We start from the raw sequence: 21,074 nt of genomic DNA, 5'->3' as shown, positions 1-21,074 counted from the left end.
GTGTTGGCATGCTGCTGAGTGATGATGCATTCAGGACGGTCATTGAGTCTGCACCGTTGGTGTCGATTGATTTGGTTGTTAGCAATGATTGCGGCGAAATTTTGCTCGGCGAGCGGCTAAACCGGCCGGCGCAGGGAACATGGTTTGTTCCCGGCGGACGGGTGCGTAAAGACGAACGTTTGGACACGGCCTTCGAGAGGCTGACTCTTAATGAGCTGGGCCGTTCCAGCCGTCGGGAGCAAGCTCGGCTGCTGGGCGTTTTCGAGCATTTCTATGATGACAATGTGTTCAGCAACGCACCTAACAGCGCCGGCACTCACTATGTAGTGCTGGCCTACGCCCTTTCATGGGGTTCACAAAATTGGCCTCATAGCTGGCCGCGAGATCAACATGCTCGGTTTCGCTGGTGGCCATTGCAGGTGGCGGCTCGCAGCGAAGTCGTTCATATGAACAGCAAGGCCTATTTTTCTTTTCTGAGTTGAACATGCAAGTCATACCCGTCATCATGGCCGGAGGTTCCGGTACCCGTCTGTGGCCGCTGTCGCGGGTGCAATACCCCAAGCAGTTTCTGCCGCTGGCATCTGGTGGCCAAACCCTGTTGCAGGCCACGATACAGCGGCTGGAGGGGCTGGACGTGGCATCTTCGCTGCTGATATGTAACGAAGAACATCGCTTCCTTGCCGCCGAGCAGTTACGCTCTATCGGTCGAGACGAGGCACAGATCTTGTTGGAGCCAGCAGGCCGTAATACTGCACCGGCCATCGCTTTGGCAGCAATGCAAGCGAGCAAGCTGCAGGCTACCAGCGACGCAGTGCTGCTGGTGTTGGCTGCTGACCATGTCATTGCCGACGTGGCAGCGTTCCAACACTGTGTGCAGGCGGCCTTGCCTCTGGCAAGTGACGGCAAGCTGGTCGCTTTCGGCGTGGTGCCTACGCACGCTGAAACTGGCTATGGCTATATTGAGCAGGGAGCGGTCACCGGCAACGGGTTTGTGATTAACCGCTTTGTTGAAAAACCGGACGTCGCAACTGCGCAATCCTATTTGGACAGCGGACGTTTCCTGTGGAATAGCGGCATGTTCATGTTTAAGGCTGCTCGCTATCTGCAGGAGCTGGAACGCTTTGCGCCCGATATGTTCAAGGCCTGCCAAGCGGCCATGGCAAATGCTCAGGAGGATCTGACATTCGTACGCGTGGACAAGGCAGCATTCGAGGCCTGTCCATCGGATTCCATTGACTATGCAGTAATGGAAAAAACCGATGATGCTGTGGTGGTTCCTCTGGACGCTGGCTGGAGCGATGTGGGTAGCTGGTCGGCGCTGTGGGATGTGAGCCCCAAGGACAACGCTGGCAACTCCGTTCAGGGCGATGCTATCTTGCAAGACAGTGCGGGAACCTATGTGCACGCTAGTAGTCGGTTGGTAACTGCTGTGGGGGTGCGAGACTTGGTGGTTGTCGAGACCAAAGATGCGGTGCTGGTAGCCTGCAAGAACCGAGTGCAGGATGTGAAGAAAGTGGTTGAACGGCTGAAGGCTGACTGTCGTAACGAACACGATAGCCATCGGGAGGTGTACCGTCCCTGGGGCATGTATGACAGCATCGATAGCGGCATGCGTTACCAAGTCAAGCGCATCACTGTGAAGCCTGGCGCAAAGTTGTCGGTGCAGATGCACCACCATCGGGCGGAGCATTGGATTGTGGTGAGTGGTACAGCTCAGATCAGCAATGGGGATAAGACTTACCTCTTGACGGAAAACCAGTCTACCTACATACCGGTCGGTGAGGTTCACGCGCTGGAAAATCCAGGAAAAATCCCTTTGGAGTTGATTGAAGTGCAGTCTGGCTCATATCTGGGTGAGGATGACATAGTGCGGTTTGAAGACCGATATGGACGCACCTAATAACATCAATAATCTTTCATTTTTGGCCCTGCTTCACATTATCAGGGTAGCTCAGCTTGGGTAGCAGATAATTACCATAGGATTGCTAAATGAGGTAAGTGCATAAATGGAATTCAATCGTGTTTTCAGAGTATCGCTTCACCTTGCTTCGAAAAATAGATCATGACTTTAAAAATTGCAATTGCAGGTACAGGATACGTTGGCCTTTCCAATGCCATGTTGTTGGCGCAGTATCACGAGGTAGTCGCTCTTGATATTGACGAGCGTAAAGTGTCGTTGCTCAATGACAAGAGGTCTCCTATTGTGGATGCAGAGATTCAGAGTTTCCTGGCGGAAAAAAAGCTGAATTTTCGCGCTACTCTGAATAAGCAGGATGCCTATGCTGGCGCGGACTTTGTGATCATCGCAACGCCGACGGATTACGACCCACAAACGCAGTACTTCAATACCAAGTCGGTGGAGTCGGTGGCACGAGAGGTGATGACCATCAATCCGGATGCGGTGATGGTGATCAAGTCGACGGTGCCTGTCGGCTTTACCAAGCGCCTGAAGGAACAACTAGGTAGCGAGAACATTGTTTTCTCGCCAGAGTTCCTGCGTGAAGGCAAGGCACTGTATGACAACCTTCATCCCAGTCGCATTGTGGTGGGGGAGCGTTCCGAGCGCGGTCAGCAGTTTGCCGATCTGCTGTGCGAAGGCGCCATCAAAAAGGATGTGCAGGTATTGCTGACGGACAGCACCGAGGCAGAGGCCATCAAGCTGTTTGCCAATACCTATCTGGCGATGCGCGTTGCGTATTTCAATGAACTGGATACCTATGCGGCCGTGCATGGGCTGGATACGCGCCAGATCATTGAAGGGGTCAGTCTCGACTCGCGCATCGGCGGGCATTACAACAATCCATCGTTTGGTTACGGCGGTTATTGCCTGCCCAAGGATACCAAGCAGTTACTGGCCAACTATGCCGATGTTCCGCAGAGCCTGATGCATGCGATTGTGGAATCGAACCGCACACGCAAGGATTTTGTGGCGGACGATATTTTGAAGCGTAATCCCAAGGTGGTGGGTATCTACCGCCTGGTGATGAAAGCTGGCTCGGACAATTTCCGTGCTTCTTCCGTCCAGGGGGTGATGAAGCGCCTCAAGGCCAAGGGTGTCGAGGTGGTGGTTTACGAGCCTGTGCTCGATGCTTCTGATTTCTTCCATTCCCGGGTCGTGAAGGACTTTTCGGAGTTTAAGCAGATGGCTGATGTGATTGTGGCCAATCGTGTGGTGGATGAGCTGGCAGATGTGCCAGAGAAAATTTACACACGCGATTTGTTTGGTGGTGATTCCTGATATTTTTTTGCAATTGAAAGACGTGTGAAGATGAAAGTAAGAAAAGCTGTTTTTCCGGTTGCGGGCATGGGCACCCGATTCTTGCCTGCCACCAAGGCCAGCCCCAAGGAGATGCTGCCAGTGGTGGACAAGCCGTTGATTCAGTATGCGGTGGAAGAGGCCCTTGCTGCAGGCATCAATGAAATGGTGTTTGTGACAGGAAGAAGCAAGCGCAGCATCGAAGACCACTTCGACAAGGCCTACGAGCTGGAAAACGAGCTGGAAGTGCGTGGCAAGACCGAGATGCTCAAATATGTACGCAGCCTGATGCCTGCAGACATGAAATGTGTCTATATTCGCCAGCCAGAGGCCTTGGGTCTTGGCCATGCTGTGCTGTGCGCTCAGCCGGTGGTGGGCAATGAGCCATTTGCCGTGTTGCTGGCTGATGATTTGCTGGACGGCGAGCCGGCGGTGATGCGCCAGATGGTGGACGTGTACGACTACTACAAGTGCTCGGTGCTGGGGGTGCAGCAGGTGCCGCTTGCAGACACGCGCAGCTATGGCATCGTGGACAGCAAGCCGCTCAAGGAGGGCTTGGAAGCTGTGCACGCCATTGTGGAAAAGCCAAAGCCGGAGGAAGCACCTTCCACCCTGGCTGTGGTGGGCCGCTATGTGCTGACGCCGCGTATCTTCCATCATCTGGCTCGCCTGGGTAAGGGCGCCGGTGGAGAGATCCAGCTCACTGATGGAATTGCTGCGCTGATGAAGGAAGAACAGGTGCTGGCCTACCGCTATCAGGGCAAGCGCTATGACTGCGGCTCCAAGATCGGCTACCTGGAGGCGACCTTGGCCATGGCGCGCAAGCACCCCGAGGTGGGGGAGCAGTTCGAGGCGTTGCTTCAGTCGTTGCGCAACTAGAAAGCGCCGGCGCAATCCCTGCGATGCGCTCCTAGGTACAGCGGCAGCCGTTTTGCTGTCTACGGCTTCGGGCTGTGTCTCTTCCGGGTTGGGGGTTGTGTGACTTTCTCTAAAAGCATAGCTGTTGACGTATTAATTTATGGGGTTTCAGGTAATACATAACCTGAAACATCCGTATATCTTGCGCTGAAAGCTTCTTTTTTAGGAGCGGATGCAGGCAAAGCCTGCAGAGTGTGATTTGACAAGGATGATGTTTTGAGTGTGGATACACCCATTTGGCAGGCGCTGAGATCCAGGGCTGCCGTTTGCGAGCAAACGCTGAATCTGCAGCAGGCATTGAGCAGCCAGGAACGGTTTCAGCGGTTGAGCTTGCACGCACCTCATGTCTTGCTGGACTGCTCCAAATCCTTGTGGGATGAGTCTGTGTTGGAGGCCTTGTTGCAATTGGCCGAGGAGGCCGGTTTGGTGCAGCGACGCGATGCTTTGTATGACGGGGCTGTGGTGAACGAAACAGAGCAGCGCCCGGCCTTGCATGTGCGCTTGCGGGCTCCTTTGGCGCCGCAGGGCAGCTCTCTGCCGGAGGACGAATGCCACGCCGGCCTGCGCGCCATGCTGGCTTTGGCTCGGCAGTTGCGTGAAACGGCACGTTTTACGGATGTCGTGCATATCGGTATTGGCGGCTCGGGTCTTGGGCCTGAATTGCTGCTGCAGGCACTGCAGCCGTGGTGCGAAGGTGGGCCGCGCGTGCATGTGGTGTCGAACATGGATGGCCATGACCTGCAGCAGGCGCTTCAAGGGCTGGAGCCCGAGCGGACATTGTTCATCGTGGCTTCCAAGTCCTGGTCCACGGCCGAGACGCAGCGCAATATGGCTTCTGCCAAGTCCTGGGTATGTGCGGCTGGCGGCCTGCATTGGCCCGATCACTTCGTGGCTGTGTCTTCGCGCGAGGACTTGGCTCGCCAAAGCGGCTTCACCCAGACCTTGCATATCCCGGAAGGGATTGGTGGGCGCTTTTCCATCTGGTCTGCCGTGGGATTGCCAGTGGCTTTGGCTGTCGGGCCAGAGGTCTTCGAGCGTCTGCTGGCAGGTGCAGCGGAGATGGATATGCATTTTGCCCAGGCACCACTGGAGCGTAATGCGCCGGTATGGCTGGGTTTGCTGGATGTGTGGTACGCCAGCCTTTTGCGCATGCCGGGGCGCTGCGTTGCGCCGTATCACCATGGTTTGCGCAGACTGCCGGCCTATCTGCAGCAGCTGGAGATGGAAAGCAATGGCAAGCAGGTGCGTGCAGATGGAACAGCCGTAGGCTATCCAACTACCGGCATGGTGTGGGGTGAGCCTGGCAGCAATGGTCAGCATGCGTTTTTTCAGTGGCTGCATCAGGGAACCCAGCGTATTCCGGTGGAGTTCATTGCCGCGCGCACGGCGGCCCATGGGTTGCCGGAGCACCAGGAGGCCTTGCTGGCCAATGCCCTGGCCCAGGCGCAGGCGCTGATGCAGGGTAGCAATGCCGGGCAGGGGCAGTTGCCCGGACATCAGGACTTTCCGGGCAATCGGCCCAGCACCTTCATGTTGCTGGATGCATTGACTCCCGAGTCGCTGGGAGCCTTGCTGGCTCTGCATGAGCACCGGGTGTTTGTGGCAGGCACGGTATGGGGCATCAACAGCTTTGATCAGTGGGGGGTTGAGTTGGGCAAGACCCTGGCCAGAGACTTGCGCGCGCGCATGGACTCCGGCGATCTATCGGGGCTTGACGTGTCCACGGCGGGATTGCTGGCGTCTTGCATCCCGGAAACGGAACACGTCTGATGAAGGCCTTGTGTAGTCTGCTGCATCTGCTGCGCGGCGATGTTGCCCGTGCCCTGGCCGAGGTGGACACCAGTTCTTTGGGGGCTCTCAATAGCTGGGTGCCCAGGGCGTACTATCGCCTGGGCATGTATGCCACGGTGGCGGCGCTTCCGCTGAAGCCGGGCCGCAGGCGCCATGTCATGCCTGCCGTGGTTTCTCTGGCCGCATGCGGCCAGCATGATAGTGCGCGCAAGATGCTGGCTGCGGCGCAGTGGCGGGGTACCCCGGCGCACCTGCGTGTCGCGTTGGCCGAGGCCCTGGCGCCATTCATGCCAGCAGAGGCCTTGCAATTGCTGGAGTCTGTACCAGAGGGTGTACCTCCGGCTCTGCACGCCGCACTTTTATTGCGCACAAATCAGACGCAGCGCGCGGGTGAGTTGCTGGCAGATGCTTTGAACCGTGGCCAGGCAGCACGCTATCCTGAGTTGTATCTTTATCAGACTATGGCGGGGCCTGATCGGCCCGAGCAGCAACTGGAGCGGCTCAATCGCTTTTTTGCGGCTCACGGGCTGCCGCCGGTGGCGCTGTGCAACCCGCAGGAGGCGCCGGGCCCCTGCAATGTGAAATTGCCCGGCTTGCCTGCAGTGACGGATGGCCCGCTGGTTTCGGTTTTGATGACGACTTTCCAGACCGGCGCGAGAGCCTCGGTGGCGATCGAATCGCTGTTGAATCAGACCTATCGCAATCTGGAAATCATCGTGGTGGATGATGCCAGCGCTGACGACACTCCTGAGGTGGCGCAGAGCTGGGCACGAAAGGATGCACGCGTAAGACTGCTGCGATTGCAGACGAATGGCGGTACCTATCTGGCTAAGAGCATGGGTCTGCAGCTTGCCCGTGGAGAGTTCGTGACTTGTCACGATTCTGACGATTGGTCGCACCCGCTGAAGATCGAGATGCAGGTGCGCCCCTTGTTGGAAGATGCTTCTCTGGTTGCGACCACTTCGCATTGGGTGCGCATGCAGGATGACGGCGTTTTCTATGCCCGTCCCGTGCATACCTTGATGCGCCTGAATCCCTCTTCACCCCTGTTTCGCCGTGAACTGGTCTTGCACCGCATGGGTGCTTGGGATTGTGTGCGAACGGGAGCGGACAGCGAGTTTCATGCGCGGCTGCGGCTGGTGTTTGGAAAAGATGCCGTCAAGCGCATTGCAAAGCCGCTGTCCTTGGGTTCGCACCGTATAGGCTCGCTGATGACGGCAGAGGACACAGGCTACTCGGATGCCGGTGTTTCACCGCAACGGCTGGCCTATTGGGAGGCCGGGATGAGTTGGCACCTGGAATGTCTGCGCCAGGGCATCTTGCCGTGCCTGCCGCTGGATCTTGAGGCGTTGACTGCAAGCCGATTTTTCGATGCTCCGAAGGAGATCTGTGTCACGCCAGAGCAGGTCAGAGCCGCGCAGAATCAAGTCCGGCAACAGAGACTGCTTGTCGATGCTGGCAGTGAACCCGTTTTTATTTGAGAGTCTGGTGTCGCAAAGAATTGGCATTTTCTCGAGAGGAATACTCCGCATTCCTTTGCTTGCGGTATTGCTCAAGGCCGCGCCCGTGCGCTTGCGCGCATGGCGCGCCGCACCTGTTGATGTGGTGGCAGGCTGGGGCCTGCGTCCAACCACTCGTAAGGCATTGGCCTATGCGGACACGCATGGCCTGCCTTATGTAGCGCTGGAAGACGGCTTTCTGCGCTCCTTTGGTACTGGCGAGCATTTCCCGCCGCTGTCGCTGGTGGTCGATGACGCGGGCATCTACTACGACTGCACGCGGCCCAGTGCACTGGAGCGCCTGCTTTGCAGCGATGTCAATCTGCTGGCTGCAGATACCGTGCTGGTGCAGCAGGCCAGAGAGAAGCTGCTCTTCGCCGGGCTGAGCAAATACAACCACGCTCCTGATCTGCCTGAGGGCATGCTGCGCAGCGACGATGTTCAGCGCGTGCTGGTGGTGGACCAGACCGCGGGCGATATGAGCGTGGCAAAGGGCGGGGCGGATGCTGCTACTTTTGACGCTATGCTGGCCGCTGCGTTGGCTGAGAACCCGCAGGCCACCGTCTATGTCAAGACCCACCCCGAAGTGACTTCGGGCCGCAAGGGCGGCTACTTGACGGGCGTGCAGCCCGGTGCCCGCACGGTGGTGCTGCGCAATGCTGTCAACCCGATGAGCCTGCTTGCGCAGATGGACAAGGTCTATGTGGTCAGTTCGACCATGGGCTTTGAGGCCTTGCTGGCAAACAAGCCAGTGGTTTGTTTTGGTGTGCCCTGGTATGCGGGCTGGGGTGTGACGGATGATCGCCAGCCGCAGCATGCAGCCATGCTGCGTCGCGCCGCTCGCCGACGCTCGGTGGACGAATTATTTGCAGCCGGCTATATGCATTACAGCCGCTATTTGAATCCGGAGACCCGGCAACGTGGCGACCTACTGGACGTGATGGACTGGCTGGAGCGTCAGCGTCGGGTCGCTCGGCGCTTTGGCGGGCGCATGATTGTGGTGGGTTTTCGGCGCTGGAAGGCCGCGAACGTGAAGGCCATGTTGTCGCTGCATCCCGGCAAGGTGGTGTTTGTCAAGAATGCTGCTGCGGCCAGGGTTTTGCAGCCTGGCGGTGAAGATTGCCTGGTCTGCTGGGGGCGGGTGCCGCCGGCAGGTGTACAGGAGTTGGCGGATGCAGCGGGCGTGCGCCTGCTGCGCATGGAGGATGGCTTTGTCCGCTCCGTGGGCCTGGGCTCCGACCTGATTCCTCCGCAGTCCTTTGTGCTGGATGCCAAGGGCATCTATTTTGACCCGGGTCAGTCGTCGGAGCTGGAGGATTTGCTCAACACCAGGGCATTCACGGCGCACGATTTGCAGCGTGCGCGCAATGTGCGTGCGTTTATCGTCGAGCATGGCATCACCAAGTACAACCTCGAGCCCAATCGCCCGGTGGACTGGTTCAGCACGGATCGTCCGCAGGCCGGCAGGCAGGTGGTGCTGGTGCCGGGTCAGGTGGAAGACGATGCCTCCATTCGCTTTGGCTGCGACGCCGATGGCGTCTGCACGAATCTGGGTCTGATCCAGGCCGCGCGCGCTGCGTTTCCTCATGCATTCATTGTCTTCAAGCCGCACCCCGATGTGAGCAGCGGCAATCGCAAGGGCCATGTTGAACCGGCCCAGGCTTTGCAGCATGCCGACCACATTGAACAAGGCGCTTCGGTGGTCAGCTGCATCGAGGCCTGCGATGTGGTGGTGACCATGACCTCGTTGACGGGCTTTGACGCCTTGCTGCGCAACAAGCAGGTGGTGGTACATGGGCGCCCGTTCTACGCAGGCTGGGGTCTGACGCAGGATCGCTTGCCCGTGCCACGCCGAAGCCGTCCGCTGTTGCTGGATGAGCTGGTTGCAGGGGCGCTGCTGCATTACCCCTTGTACTGGGACCCGGTGCTCAGGGGCTACACGAGCTGCGAAGCGGTGCTCAGGCGCTTGCTTGAGCAACGTACTGCCCTGGAGCAGTCGGGCAGTCTGCATGGCCTGAAGTCCGGCTGGCTGCGGCGGCAATGGCGCAAATCCAAGGTATTGCTTCAGTCGATTTTGTCGGATTAGTGATACTTACCTTTTTTTGCAATTATTTTTCATCGATTTGTTGTCAACGTGCAGTGATATGCACGGGGGGCGCCCGGTGAAACCCCTAAAATACAGGGGTCATGCTTCATGACGCCTCCATAGAAATACCAAGCGGCCTGACAGCCCGCAGTCCCGTACGCATGAAGAACAAGAGTGGATTTGCGTCTAAACGTGTTTTGTTGCTGCAAGGCCCGGTAGGGCCTTTTTTCTGGAACCTGGCCAAGGACTTGCGCTCGGTGGGGGCGACTGTCTTCAAATTCAACTTCAATGCCGGGGACTGGCTGTTCTATCCGCGCAAGGCCCATTCGTTCCGGGGGGATCTGACCCAGTGGCCGGAGGTGCTGGAGGCCTTCATCGTCAGGCACCGTATCGATGCCGTGCTGCTGTTTGGCGACTGCCGGCCGGTCCATGCCTGCGTGCGCTCCATGACAGAGCGCCTGGGCTGTGCCTTCGGGGTGTTTGAAGAAGGCTATCTGCGGCCCGATCATATTACCTTCGAGCCCATGGGCGTCAACGGGCATTCGCATTTCGAAAAGAGACTGGCCCTCTGGCTGAAACAGAGGTCGAAGCAGGAGAATGCTCCATCGCGTCCTCATTCGAACGGGCCGGCCACGGAGTCATGGAAGAAGGTCGGGAACTCTTTCTGGCACTCGGCCATGTGGGGCATGCTGTATTTCTTTGTGGCCTGGCTGGGGCAGTGGTTCTGGAACAACGCCCTGCATCACCGGAGCATGACCGTGCGCGATGCCCCCTGGTGGTGGCTGAGCTATCTGCGTAAATTCTGGTATCGGCGCACGGAAAAAGAGATTGAGAATCTGCTGCTTGGTGACTTGCGCAAGAAGTTCTTTTTGGCTCCCTTGCAGGTCTATAACGATGCCCAGATCGTGGTTCACTCGAACTATGACTTCGTGACGGATTTCATCAATCACGTGCTGCATTCGTTTTCCCGGGCCCAGGCGCTGGAGCGCACGAATGGCGTGCCCGAGGGTGGAAAGTCGATTGCCGATGACGTGGTGGTTTTCAAGCATCACCCCATGGACCGCGGACATAGAAATTACGCCAACATCATCCGCTTGCTGGCGCGCCGCCACGGTTTGCAGGGCAAGGTGTTCTATATCCATGACCAGCATTTGCCTTCATTGCTCAAGAGCGCCAAGGGTGTGGTGCTGGTCAATAGCACGACCGGGCTTTCGGCCTTGGGTCATGGCGCCCCCGTCAAGGTCTGCGGCAATGCCTTGTATGACCTGGAAGGCTTGACCTATCAGGGCAAGATGCGCGACTTCTGGTTCCGGGCCCATCATGCGGTTCCCGATCAGGAAATGCTCTCGCGCTTTCGCAAGGCCTTGATAGAGTGCACGCAGATCAACGGCAGCTTCTACCGTCGGCTTCCGGCGGTCTCCTGGCGCTGCGGGGCTGCGCTGGATGGACAGATGGCCCAGCGCCTTTGGGGCGGCGGCCTGTCCGTGGATCCTGTGCTCTGGCCCGCAGAGGCTGCGGAGCCAGTCTTTGTTTCCAGGCCGGCCAATCAGAAAGATGCCATGCCTTCCATGCTGCAGGGGGCCGCCTCTGTCGAATAAGCCTTGGTATGGAGGGGGCCAATGACTAGCAGCGAAAAGAATATCTCAGTCGAGTCTTCAAAGAAGACAGGAGAGGGCGAGCGCCTCGTGATCTTCATGGGCGGCTTCGATCCGCGCGGTGCAAGGCACTATCACCAGCTGATGCGTTCCGAGGCGCAAAAGCAGCCGGTGGCTTCTGCGGACCGACAATATGCGATTGGCGGCAGAGAAAAATGGAATGCGGCTGAGCACGGGCAGGAGAAATCGCTGCATTCCCGCTGGAAAGTCTCTCAGACGGATTCCGGAAACACGGCTAGCGCCGATTTTGTTTTTTTCGACTGGCACGATCAGGTCCGTCTGCACTGGCCTTCAAGCCGGGCGGAGGTTTTTCGCCAGGCCGTGGGCACCTATGTTTCGATCTGGAATTTGAGGCAGTGGCTCAAACCCGTGCGGGAGCAGGCGCGCTTTACCCTGTGGGCGCTGATGTATCCGCTGTTTTATATGCTGCTGGTGTTGCTGGCCGGACTGGGCCTGGGCTCTGTGCTTGTCAGTGCCTGGGACGGCTTGCCGCCAGCGGGCGCAGCCACGCTGATGCTGGCGGCGGTCGCTGTCGTTGGCTGGGGCGGCCTGGTGCTGGATGGCTATCTGCATATCAGCTGGCTTCTGAGGATTCTGAACTTTGCCCATGTCAGTTCCCGGAAAACCTTTCCCGTGCTGGATGCGCGCATCGAGACCATGGCCGCCGAGGTGGCGCAGGCCTTGCAGCAGCAGCGCTGGCGCGAAGTGGTGGTGGTCGGCTTCAGTGTCGGCAGCGTGCAGGCGTTGAAGTTGACTCAGGCACTTCGCCGGAGACTGGCAGAAAGTCCCTTATCCTTGCAGGCTTCGCGCAGGCCGCTGGTGAATCTGGTCACCCTGGGCAATTGCATTCCGCTGTTCGGGCTGTTTCCCGGCGCTGGAGCCTTGCGGCAGACCTTGCGCCAGATTGCCATGGACGAAGCCGTGTACTGGGCCGATATTTCTTCCCCCAGCGATAGCGTGTGCTTCGGCATGTGCGATGTGGTGGGGTTGTCCTTGCGCGAGGATGGACGCCGGGATCAGAGCCAGCTTGCCAGCTCCGTTGCCGCTGCCGGCAAGCGCAGGCCGCAGTGGGGATTCAACCCGCAAGCGATGTGCTCCCCGCGCTTTCACAAGCTGTTTTTGCCGACAACCTACCGTTGGTTGCGCAGGAACAAGATGCGCATGCATTTTCAGTATCTGATGGCCGGCGAGGTTGCCGGCGCCTATGATTTTTTTGAGTTGCTCACCAGCGCCGGTCCGATGCATGACTACATAGAGAGGAAATTGGTGCGATGAGTCGTTTTTGCCCCGCCTATCCCAAACCCCATCCCGAGCAGACATCGAAGCTGCGCATGTTCTGGCATGCGCGGCGCTCCTGGATGGATGCGCTGTTCGAGCGCAGCTACAGCATGCAGATGGGCGAGGTCCATCTGCCCGGCGTGGATCTCTACATGCTCAATGACATTGCGGAAGTCAAGCGAGTCATGCAGAGCGAGGCGCAGCAGTTTCCCAAGAGCCATCTATTGCACGAGTCGCTGGAGCCCTTGCTGGGAGACAGCATCTTCACGACCAATGGCGAGCAGTGGCAGCGTCAGCGCACCATGATGAACCCGGCGTTTGCACAGGCCCGGGTGAACGTCGCTTTCCCGCGCATGCTGGGTGCGGCGCAGGCCATGCTGGAGCGCCTGGATGCCGTGGACGAGGCCCAGCCCTATGACATTGAGATCGAGATGACTCATGTCACCGCCGATATCATTTTTCGCACGATTTTTTCCACGCCCTTGCAGGGGCCTGATGCGCATCGCATCTTCGAAGCCTTTGCGCGCTATCAGTCGCTGGCTCCCAAGCTCATGCTGCCGGCTCTGTTCGGCGTTCGCTGGCTGACCATGCCCTGGTATCGCTGGCAGAGCAACCAGGCCGCCACGGAGATTCGCGGCCTGCTGCACGCCATGATCAAGCCGCGCTATGAAGCGCATCTGAGGGGCGAGGCCGAGGAGCAGGAGGATATTCTTGCCGCCTTCATGCAGGCCAAGGATCCGAATACGGGCGAGCCTTTCAACGAGGAAGAGCTCGTCAATCAGGTTGCCATGCTGTTCTTGGCAGGGCATGAAACTTCGGCCAGTGCGCTGACCTGGGCCAGCTATCTGCTGTCCCAGTCTCCCGACATTCAGCAGCGTGCCTACGAGCAAGTGCTGGAGGTGGCTGGCGATCGTCTGCCGCAGCAGGCGGACATGAAAAGCTTCACGCAGGTCTGGAATATCTTTCGCGAGACCTTGCGCCTGTTTCCGCCAGTGGGTTTCTTTGCGCGGGAGAACGTTCAATCCTGCCCCATCCGGGGCAAGCAATTGAAGGAGCGCAGCACGGTGGTGGTGGCTCCCTGGCTGCTGCAGCGCCACCGCAAGTGGTGGCAGAACCCCGATGCCTTCGATCCCGACCGCTTTGACCGTGAGGAAGACAAGGAGGCCATCAAGCATGCCTACATGCCTTTCAGCATGGGCCCGCGTGTCTGTTTGGGCGCTGCATTTGCGCTGCAGGAGGCGGTCCTGATTCTGGCCTGCCTGCTGCAGCGCTATGAAATCCTGCCCGCGCCGGGTCATGTGCCGCAGCCCGTGGGGCGTCTGACGATTCGCTCCGAAAATGGCGTTCGTATCAAGTTGCGCAAGAGAGAGGACGCATGAAGGAGCGCCTGGCAGGCTTTGTGTTGATGTGCGCCGTTGTCCCGCTCGCGGTCGTGGGCTGGCTGATTCTTTGCTGGGTCGGCCTGTTCGGCAAGACGGAGCGGGGCAGGGCCGGAGTGCGCGCGCTGGACCATTTCGTCAATGCCGCAGTGCTCAACGGCTACGCATGGGAAAGCGTCTCATCGCATGCCTGGCGCGAACGCGAGAACAAGCGCTGGGCGCGTTGGGTGATCAGAATCACCGATCACTTCCAGAAGGATCACTGCATGCGCGCCAACAAGCGCGAGCAGCCCGTGGTGGACCTGATCCTGAAAAAAGGCCTGCAGGGTCAGACGATCAAATGAGAGGCCGGCCGACTCGTTCAGCCGATTGAGCCGAATCCGCGCATTACGCCTCTTTACGCTTCGAGATTGGTACAGGTCAGCGGGAACCGGCCCTGGCGCGTTAAGGGCTTAAGCGTTTCCGGGTTGAAGCGCGATCTCGCCGGCCCCACGGTGATCTATATCGAGCATGGAGAGATATGTCCAATCGCACTTCAATCATCCGCAGTCTGGCGGCCTTGGCGCTGGTTTGCGCAGCGGGTGCCGCCCAGGCACAGGCCTATATCAGCGGCTCCATCTCGGGGCAGCTGGCGCCCGGGGTGTACGGTCAGGTCAATATCGGCAATGCGCCGCCGCAGCTGCTGTATGCCCAGCCAATGTGGGGCGGCCCGATGGTGCCGCAGGTGCAGCCCATCTATATGTGGGTGCCGCCCGGCCATTCGCGCAACTGGCGCCGCTACTGCGGTCGCTACCATGCCTGCGGCCAGCCGGTCTATTTCCTGCGCAATCCGCCGCCCCATTGGCGTGCAGGACCTCCGCCGCATCACCATCACGACAGGCGCGACTGGCGTGATGATCGCCGGGATCATCGCCAATGGGACAGAGGCGATCGCCATGACCGACGTGACTGGGACAGGCATGATCGCGATGACCGGGGGCGAGGCCACGGTCATGGTCACGGGCGTGGGCATGGACGCCATGACGACTGAATTAGGGGTTAACCACTAAATCTACTGTTGCTTATGCACAGCAATGAAGGCTGAATGCTATTGAAAAAATAGCACTCAGCCTTTTCTATTTGTTGGTTTCATGCCTTGTTCGTAGGTATTTATACGTGATATGAGCAAGCACTTTGCTATGCCTTTGCGGCATAGCTGCTAGCGGAGGGCTTGCCTAGTAGGGGCGCTCAGGGCTGTCGACAATAGTCTCATTCGTTTTGACTAGATGGTTGCCTTGACGCAAGCCCTGTTCGAGCGTCCCAGTCCTGCCGGTGCAGTGCCCGCAGCATGAGGGAGTGGCTCGCAAAGCCTTGAAGGCTGGGTTGCGGAATCTGGCTGGGCAGCCACTGCATCCACTTCAGGAGTCTTCCGGCATGAGCGCAGCACTCAAAGGCATTTCTTCCATGGCAACCCGCCAGGTCCTCGCGGATCTGGCTGCAGCCTGGCAGGAGCAGGGCGGCGAGCCGGTGCAGATCGAATCCGTGGGCGGTGTGGATGCCGCGCAGCGCGTGCAGTCTGGCGCAGAGGCCTTTGATGTGGTCTTCCTGGCCTCCAACGCCATCGACAAGCTGCAGGCCGCCGGCCGAGTGGTTGAGGGCAGCAAGGTGGATCTGGTGCTCTCTGGCACCGCCGTGGCCGTGCCTGCCGCCGCGGCCCAGCCCGATATCGGCTCGGAAGAGGCCGTGCGCGCTGCCGTGCTGGCCGCGCCCAGCATTGGCTACTCCACCGGCCCCAGCGGCGTGGCGCTGCAAAAGCTGTTCGAGCGCTGGGGCATTGCCGAGGAGATCAAGTCCCGCATCGTGCAGGCCCGGCCCGGCGTTCCCGTGGGCTCCATGATTGCTTCGGGGGAAGTGGCGCTGGGCTTTCAGCAGCTGAGCGAGCTGATCCATGTCGAAGGCATCCGCATCGTGGGCGGCTTGCCTGCCGCGATTGCCATCGACACCGTGTTTTCGGCCGGCGTTGTGACGGGCTCGGCCCATGCCGATGCCGTGCAGCGTCTGCTGGCCTTCATGGCTTCGCCCGAGGCCGCAGCGGCCAAGCGCCGCCAGGGCATGGAGCCCGCTTGAATTGACTCGTGTCCAGGCGGGGGCCTGGCACTGAAACCCCATCCAGCAAAAGGGCAGTCATAGCCCTTTCGTGACGGACGTACCAGATGCCTTTGAGGCTTTGGCGCCAGCCGCGAGACAGGAGATAGAGGCGACAAAGAGAGGCAACTGAGATTCCAACTATGACTTCGCAAACTAGCAAACAGAACACCGACCCGACGGTCGTCAACGTGCAGACCGTGCTCAACGAGAGCCCGTTCTCGGGCTTTCAGTGGGGGATTTTCTTCCTCTGCTTTTTGATTGTTCTGCTCGACGGTTTTGATACCGCCGCCATCGGCTTCATCGCGCCTTCGCTGCTTGGCGAATGGGGCATCGACAAGTCCCATCTGGGGCCGGTGCTGAGCGCGGCCCTGTTCGGCCTGGCCTTCGGCGCGCTGGGCGCGGGTCCGCTGGCGGACCGCGTGGGCCGCAAGACCGTGCTGATCATCGCTGCGGTGGTGATGGGCGGTGCATCGATTGCCTCCGGCCTGGTGCATGACCTGCAAGGCTTGACCATCTGGCGCTTCATCACCGGCCTGGGTCTTGGCGCCGCCATGCCCAACGCCATCACGCTGATGAACGAATACTGCCCTGACAGCAAGCGCTCCTTCATCACCAACTGCATGTTCTGCGGCTTCCCCATCGGCTCCGCCTTCGGCGGCTTTATCGCGGCCTGGATGATTCCGCATTTCGGCTGGCGCAGCCTGCTGATCGTGGGCGGTGTGGTGCCCCTGATCCTGGCCGTGCTGATGATCGTGATGCTGCCCGAGTCGGTGCGCTTCATGGTGCTCAAGAACTACTCGGCAGACCGCGTGCGCAAGGTGATGGTGCGTATCGCCGCCGGCACGCGCAATGCAGCGCGCTTCGTGCTCAACGACGGCGGCGAGGCTGCCGCCCAGGCACAGCAGGGTCCCCAGGGCCTGCGTCTGGTGTTCTCGCAGAAATATCTGGTCGGCACGCTGGCCCTGTGGGTGACGTATTTCATGGGCCTGGTGATTGTCTATGGCCTGGTCAACTGGATGCCTGTGCTGTTCAAGGAAGCGGGCGTGCCCGCCAGCCAGGCTGCCGTGATTGCCGCGCTGTTCCAGCTCGGCGGCGTGGGCGCGATCTTTGTCGGTCTGCTGATGGACCGCTGGAATGCCAATCTGATCATTGCGACGGGCTACTTCCTGACCAGCCTGGGCGTGGCCTTCATCGGCCAGGTGCTTGGTGGCGGCGTGGGCATGCTGGTGGCTTCGGTCTTCATTGCCGGTTTGCTGATGAATGCGGCACAGTCGTCCATGCAGGCGCTGGCTGCCGAGTACTACCCCACGGAATGCCGTGCCAGCGGCGTGTCCTGGATGCTGGGCATTGGCCGCTTTGGCGGCATTGCCGGCTCCTTCCTCGTGGCCGAGCTGTCGCGTCGTCACCTGGAGCTGCCGCTGGTCTTCATGGTGGTCGCCATTCCCGGCGTCATCGCTGCGCTGGCGCTGCTGGTCAAGAATCGCTATGCGGGCGGCGCACCGCGCACCTCCATGCTGGGCCTTGGCGGTGCGCACTGAACTTTTTTGATAGACGAATTATTTTGAACGGAGCTTGAAGATGATCATTGACGTACACGGTCACTACACCACGGCGCCAGCGGCCCTGGGCGCATGGCGCGATCTGCAGATCGCCGGCCTCAAGGACCCGAGCAAGACCCCGTCGGTGGCCGATCTGAAGATCAGCGACGATGAAATCCGCGAGACCATCGAAACCAACCAGCTGCGCCTGATGAAGGAGCGTGGTTCCGATCTGACCATCTTCAGCCCCCGTGCCTCGTTCATGGCGCACCACATCGGTGACTTCCAGATCTCCAGCACCTGGGCCGCCATCTGCAACGAGCTGTGCTTCCGCGTCAGCGAGCTGTTCCCCGACCACTTCATTCCCGCCGCCATGCTGCCCCAGTCGCCCGGCGTGGACCCCGCGACCTGCATCCCCGAGCTGGTCAAGTGCGTGGAGCAGTACGGCAACGTCGGCATCAACCTGAACCCCGACCCCTCGGGCGGCCACTGGACTTCGCCCCCGCTGTCCGACAAGAGCTGGTACCCCATCTACGAAAAGATGGTGGAGTACGACATCCCCGCGATGATCCACGTCTCCACCAGCTGCAACAGCTGCTTCCACACCACGGGCAGCCACTATCTGAATGCCGACACCACGGCCTTCATGCAGTGCCTGACTTCGGATCTGTTCAAGGACTTCCCGACGCTGAAGTTCCTGATCCCCCATGGCGGCGGCGCCGTGCCTTACCACTGGGGCCGTTTCCGCGGTCTGGCGCAGGAGATGAAGAAGCCGCTGCTGGAAGAGCATCTGCTCAACAACATCTACTTCGACACCTGCGTCTACCACCAGCCCGGCATCAATTTGCTGACGGAAGTGATTCCCACCAAGAACATCCTGTTCGCCAGCGAAATGATCGGCGCCGTGCGCGGTATCGATCCGCAGACCGGTCACTACTACGACGACACCAAGCGCTACATCGAAGCCACGCAGAACCTGACGGCCGATGAGAAGCAAGCCGTCTACGAAGGCAATGCCCGCCGCGTGTTCACCCGCCTGGACAAGGCGCTCAAGGCCAAGGGTCTATAACTTCTCAAAAAAGAGAGCTGCTATCGCACGGAATTAAACGTTTTCAGCATGAAAACTATTCAGATATGAAGAATATCAAGCGATAGAAGCTCACTTTTTTGATTCAATCACGTCAAAGCTAAGAGGTATTTCCATGTACGAACTGGGAGTTGTCTACCGCAATATCCAGCGCGCCGACCGCGCTGCCGCTGACGGCCTGGCCGCCCTGGGCTCCGCCACCGTGCACGAGGCCATGGGCCGCGTCGGTCTGCTCAGGCCCTACATGCGCCCCATCTATGCCGGCAAGCAGGTCTCGGGCACCGCCGTCACGGTGCTGCTGCAGCCCGGCGACAACTGGATGATGCATGTGGCTGCCGAGCAGATCCAGCCCGGCGACATCGTGGTCGCGGCCGTCACCGCCGAGTGCTCCGACGGCTACTTCGGCGACCTGCTGGCCACGAGCTTTCAGGCACGCGGCGCACGCGCGCTGATCATCGATGCCGGCGTGCGCGACGTGAAGACGCTGCAGGAGATGGACTTCCCCGTGTGGAGCAAAGCCATCTCTTCCAAGGGCACGATCAAGGCCACCCTGGGCTCGGTCAATATCCCCATCGTCTGCGCCGGCATGCTGGTCACGCCCGGTGACGTGATCGTGGCCGACGACGACGGCGTGGTCTGCGTGCCCGCCGCGCGTGCCGTCGAAGTGCTGGCCGCCGCCCAGAAGCGCGAGAGCTTCGAAGGCGAAAAGCGCGCCAAGCTGGCCTCGGGCGTTCTGGGCCTGGATATGTACAAGATGCGCGAGCCCCTGGAAAAGGCTGGCCTGAAATATATTGACTAACACCCCCTTAGTCGCTTCGCCTAGGCGGCCCCGCGCCTTCCCCCTCTCTCGCTTTGCTTCGCAATGCGGAAGGGGACGATGCCCTCGCTGCGAGGCGGCTCTTGCTTGGCATCTCTGAGTTGTGCGGCGCCAGTATTGGCGGCTATGGCCCACTCACAGACCATTGAGGAAAAGACAAATGAGCCAATTTGAAAAGACCCCCGGCTGGCTGGACTGGTATGCCAACCCCAGCAAGCCCCAGTTCAAGCTGCCTGCCGGCGCTGTGGATGCACACTGCCATGTGTTCGGCCCCGGCAACGAGTTCCCCTTCGCCCCCGAGCGCAAGTACACTCCCTGCGATGCCAGCAAGGCCCAGCTGTATGCGCTGCGCGACCATCTGGGTTTTGCGCGCAATGTGGTGGTGCAGGCCACCTGCCACGGCTCGGACAACCGCGCCATGGTCGATGCCTGCAAGTCCTCGGGCGGCAAGGCCCGTGGCGTGGCCACCGTCAAGCGCTCCATCAGCGATGCCGAGCTGCAGCAGCTGCATGACGCCGGCGTGCGCGGCGTGCGCTTCAACTTCGTCAAGCGCCTGGTGGACTTCACGCCCAAGGACGAGCTGATGGAGATCGCCGGCCGCATCGCCAAGCTGGGCTGGCATGTGGTGATCTATTTCGAAGCCGTGGATCTGCCCGAGCTGTGGGACTTCTTCACCGCGCTGCCCACCACCGTGGTGGTCGACCACATGGGCCGCCCCGACGTCACCAAGGGCGTGGACAGCGAAGAGTTCGCCCTGTTCCTGAAGTTCATGCGCGAGCACCAGAACGTCTGGAGCAAGGTGTCCTGCCCCGAGCGCCTGTCCGTCACCGGCCCCAAGGCGCTGAATGGTGAGCAGAATGCCTACCGCGACGTGGTGCCGTTTGCGCGCCGCGTGGTCGAGGAGTTCCCCGATCGCGTGCTCTGGGGCACGGACTGGCCGCACCCCAACCTGAAGGACCACATGCCCGACGACGGCCTGCTGGTGGACTTCATTCCCCATATCGCTCCCACAGCAGAGCTGCAGCAAAAGCTGCTGGTGGACAACCCCATGCGTCTGTACTGGCCCGAAGAGGTCTGACGGAGTTCCGGCGACACATACACCCGGAAACAGGCCGCAGCCTTGTCGCATGGGCTGCGCCATCCGTAACGAGGAGAATTTATGGCTTTGGAAAAACCGTATCTGGACGTGCCCGGCACCATCATTTTCGATGCCGAGCAGTCCCGCAAGGGCTACTGGCTCAACCAGTTCTGCATGAGCCTGATGAAGGCCGAGAACCGCGAGCGCTTTCGCGCCAACGAGCGTGCCTATCTCGACGAGTGGGCGATGACCGAGGAGCAAAAGCAGGCCGTGCTGGCGCGCGACCTGAACTGGTGCATGCGCACCGGCGGCAATATCTACTTCCTGGCCAAGATCGGTGCCACCGACGGCAAGAGCTTCCAGCAGATGGCCGGCTCCATGACCGGCATGACCGAAGAAGAGTACCGCGCCATGATGATGGGCGGCGGCCGCTCTGCCGAAGGCAATCGCTACGTGGGCGAGGACGGTGATGCGCAGGCACACCATCAGCCCCAGGGCAGCGCAGGCAACCAGAACAAGGAAGGCAACTAAGACATGGCACGCATCACCGCATCCGTTTTCACCT

18 protein-coding genes are annotated in these 21,074 nt (G+C 59.9%); all 18 read left to right on the top strand.

Annotated elements, in window-relative coordinates; translation table 11 throughout:
* Positions 1-11 precede the first annotated feature (11 nt).
* Positions 12-482 (top strand): GDP-mannose mannosyl hydrolase, encoded by a 471-nt coding sequence (locus tag P353_RS08550; RefSeq protein ID WP_269799956.1) that lies wholly within the window; start codon positions 12-14, stop codon positions 480-482.
* Between the two features lie 2 nt (positions 483-484).
* Positions 485-1,900, top strand: coding sequence for a mannose-1-phosphate guanylyltransferase/mannose-6-phosphate isomerase (locus P353_RS08545; RefSeq protein ID WP_034368010.1), 1,416 nt, complete (start codon positions 485-487; stop codon positions 1,898-1,900).
* A gap of 162 nt (positions 1,901-2,062) precedes the next feature.
* Complete coding sequence (locus P353_RS08540) at positions 2,063-3,238, top strand: nucleotide sugar dehydrogenase (protein WP_034368007.1); 1,176 nt, start codon at positions 2,063-2,065, stop codon at positions 3,236-3,238.
* Between the two features lie 30 nt (positions 3,239-3,268).
* Entirely contained in the window at positions 3,269-4,135 is an 867-nt protein-coding gene (gene galU, locus P353_RS08535) for a UTP--glucose-1-phosphate uridylyltransferase GalU (RefSeq protein ID WP_034368004.1), read from the top strand.
* A 261-nt stretch (positions 4,136-4,396) separates the two neighbouring features.
* On the top strand, positions 4,397-5,944 hold the full coding sequence (gene pgi, locus P353_RS08530; RefSeq protein WP_052084810.1) for a glucose-6-phosphate isomerase: 1,548 nt from the start codon (positions 4,397-4,399) through the stop codon (positions 5,942-5,944).
* Between the two features lie 308 nt (positions 5,945-6,252).
* A complete protein-coding gene (locus tag P353_RS08525) occupies positions 6,253-7,446 on the top strand; it encodes a glycosyltransferase family 2 protein (RefSeq protein ID WP_232776350.1) in 1,194 nt (397 codons plus the stop codon).
* 7 nt (positions 7,447-7,453) lie between these two features.
* A complete protein-coding gene (locus P353_RS08520; protein WP_232776348.1) occupies positions 7,454-9,550 on the top strand; it encodes a capsular polysaccharide biosynthesis protein in 2,097 nt (698 codons plus the stop codon).
* A gap of 101 nt (positions 9,551-9,651) precedes the next feature.
* Positions 9,652-11,148, top strand: a complete 1,497-nt coding sequence (locus P353_RS08515; protein ID WP_052084800.1) for a capsule biosynthesis protein — start codon at positions 9,652-9,654, stop codon at positions 11,146-11,148.
* A 21-nt stretch (positions 11,149-11,169) separates the two neighbouring features.
* Entirely contained in the window at positions 11,170-12,480 is a 1,311-nt protein-coding gene (locus P353_RS08510; protein WP_034367992.1) for a hypothetical protein, read from the top strand.
* Positions 12,477-13,862, top strand: a complete 1,386-nt coding sequence (locus P353_RS08505; protein WP_034367989.1) for a cytochrome P450 — start codon at positions 12,477-12,479, stop codon at positions 13,860-13,862. The genes P353_RS08510 and P353_RS08505 overlap by 4 nt, the downstream gene beginning before the upstream one ends.
* A complete protein-coding gene (locus P353_RS08500) occupies positions 13,859-14,206 on the top strand; it encodes a hypothetical protein (RefSeq protein ID WP_034367986.1) in 348 nt (115 codons plus the stop codon). The genes P353_RS08505 and P353_RS08500 overlap by 4 nt, the downstream gene beginning before the upstream one ends.
* A gap of 176 nt (positions 14,207-14,382) precedes the next feature.
* Positions 14,383-14,892, top strand: a complete 510-nt coding sequence (locus tag P353_RS08495; RefSeq protein WP_034367983.1) for a hypothetical protein — start codon at positions 14,383-14,385, stop codon at positions 14,890-14,892.
* A gap of 383 nt (positions 14,893-15,275) precedes the next feature.
* The gene (locus P353_RS08490; RefSeq protein ID WP_080750493.1) at positions 15,276-15,968 is read left to right on the top strand and encodes a substrate-binding domain-containing protein; all 693 of its coding nucleotides are present in this window, start codon (positions 15,276-15,278) and stop codon (positions 15,966-15,968) included.
* A gap of 161 nt (positions 15,969-16,129) precedes the next feature.
* Positions 16,130-17,527, top strand: coding sequence for an MFS transporter (locus P353_RS08485; RefSeq protein WP_034367980.1), 1,398 nt, complete (start codon positions 16,130-16,132; stop codon positions 17,525-17,527).
* A gap of 40 nt (positions 17,528-17,567) precedes the next feature.
* Positions 17,568-18,596 carry an amidohydrolase family protein gene (locus tag P353_RS08480; RefSeq protein ID WP_034367976.1) on the top strand — a complete coding sequence of 343 codons (1,029 nt, stop codon included), beginning with the start codon at positions 17,568-17,570 and terminating at the stop codon, positions 18,594-18,596.
* A 133-nt stretch (positions 18,597-18,729) separates the two neighbouring features.
* Positions 18,730-19,413 carry a 4-carboxy-4-hydroxy-2-oxoadipate aldolase/oxaloacetate decarboxylase gene (gene ligK / locus P353_RS08475; protein WP_034367973.1) on the top strand — a complete coding sequence of 228 codons (684 nt, stop codon included), beginning with the start codon at positions 18,730-18,732 and terminating at the stop codon, positions 19,411-19,413.
* Positions 19,414-19,591: 178 nt separating this feature from the next.
* A complete protein-coding gene (locus tag P353_RS08470) occupies positions 19,592-20,509 on the top strand; it encodes an amidohydrolase family protein (protein WP_034367970.1) in 918 nt (305 codons plus the stop codon).
* Between the two features lie 81 nt (positions 20,510-20,590).
* Positions 20,591-21,040, top strand: coding sequence for a protocatechuate 4,5-dioxygenase subunit alpha (gene ligA / locus P353_RS08465; protein ID WP_003067559.1), 450 nt, complete (start codon positions 20,591-20,593; stop codon positions 21,038-21,040).
* Positions 21,041-21,074 lie beyond the last annotated feature (34 nt).

The sequence above is a fragment of the Comamonas testosteroni genome (assembly GCF_000761245.1).
Taxonomy (GTDB): domain Bacteria; phylum Pseudomonadota; class Gammaproteobacteria; order Burkholderiales; family Burkholderiaceae_C; genus Comamonas; species Comamonas testosteroni_C.
The sequence above is the reverse complement of the archived record's forward strand: the minus strand, read 5'-3'. Positions and strand labels throughout refer to the sequence as shown.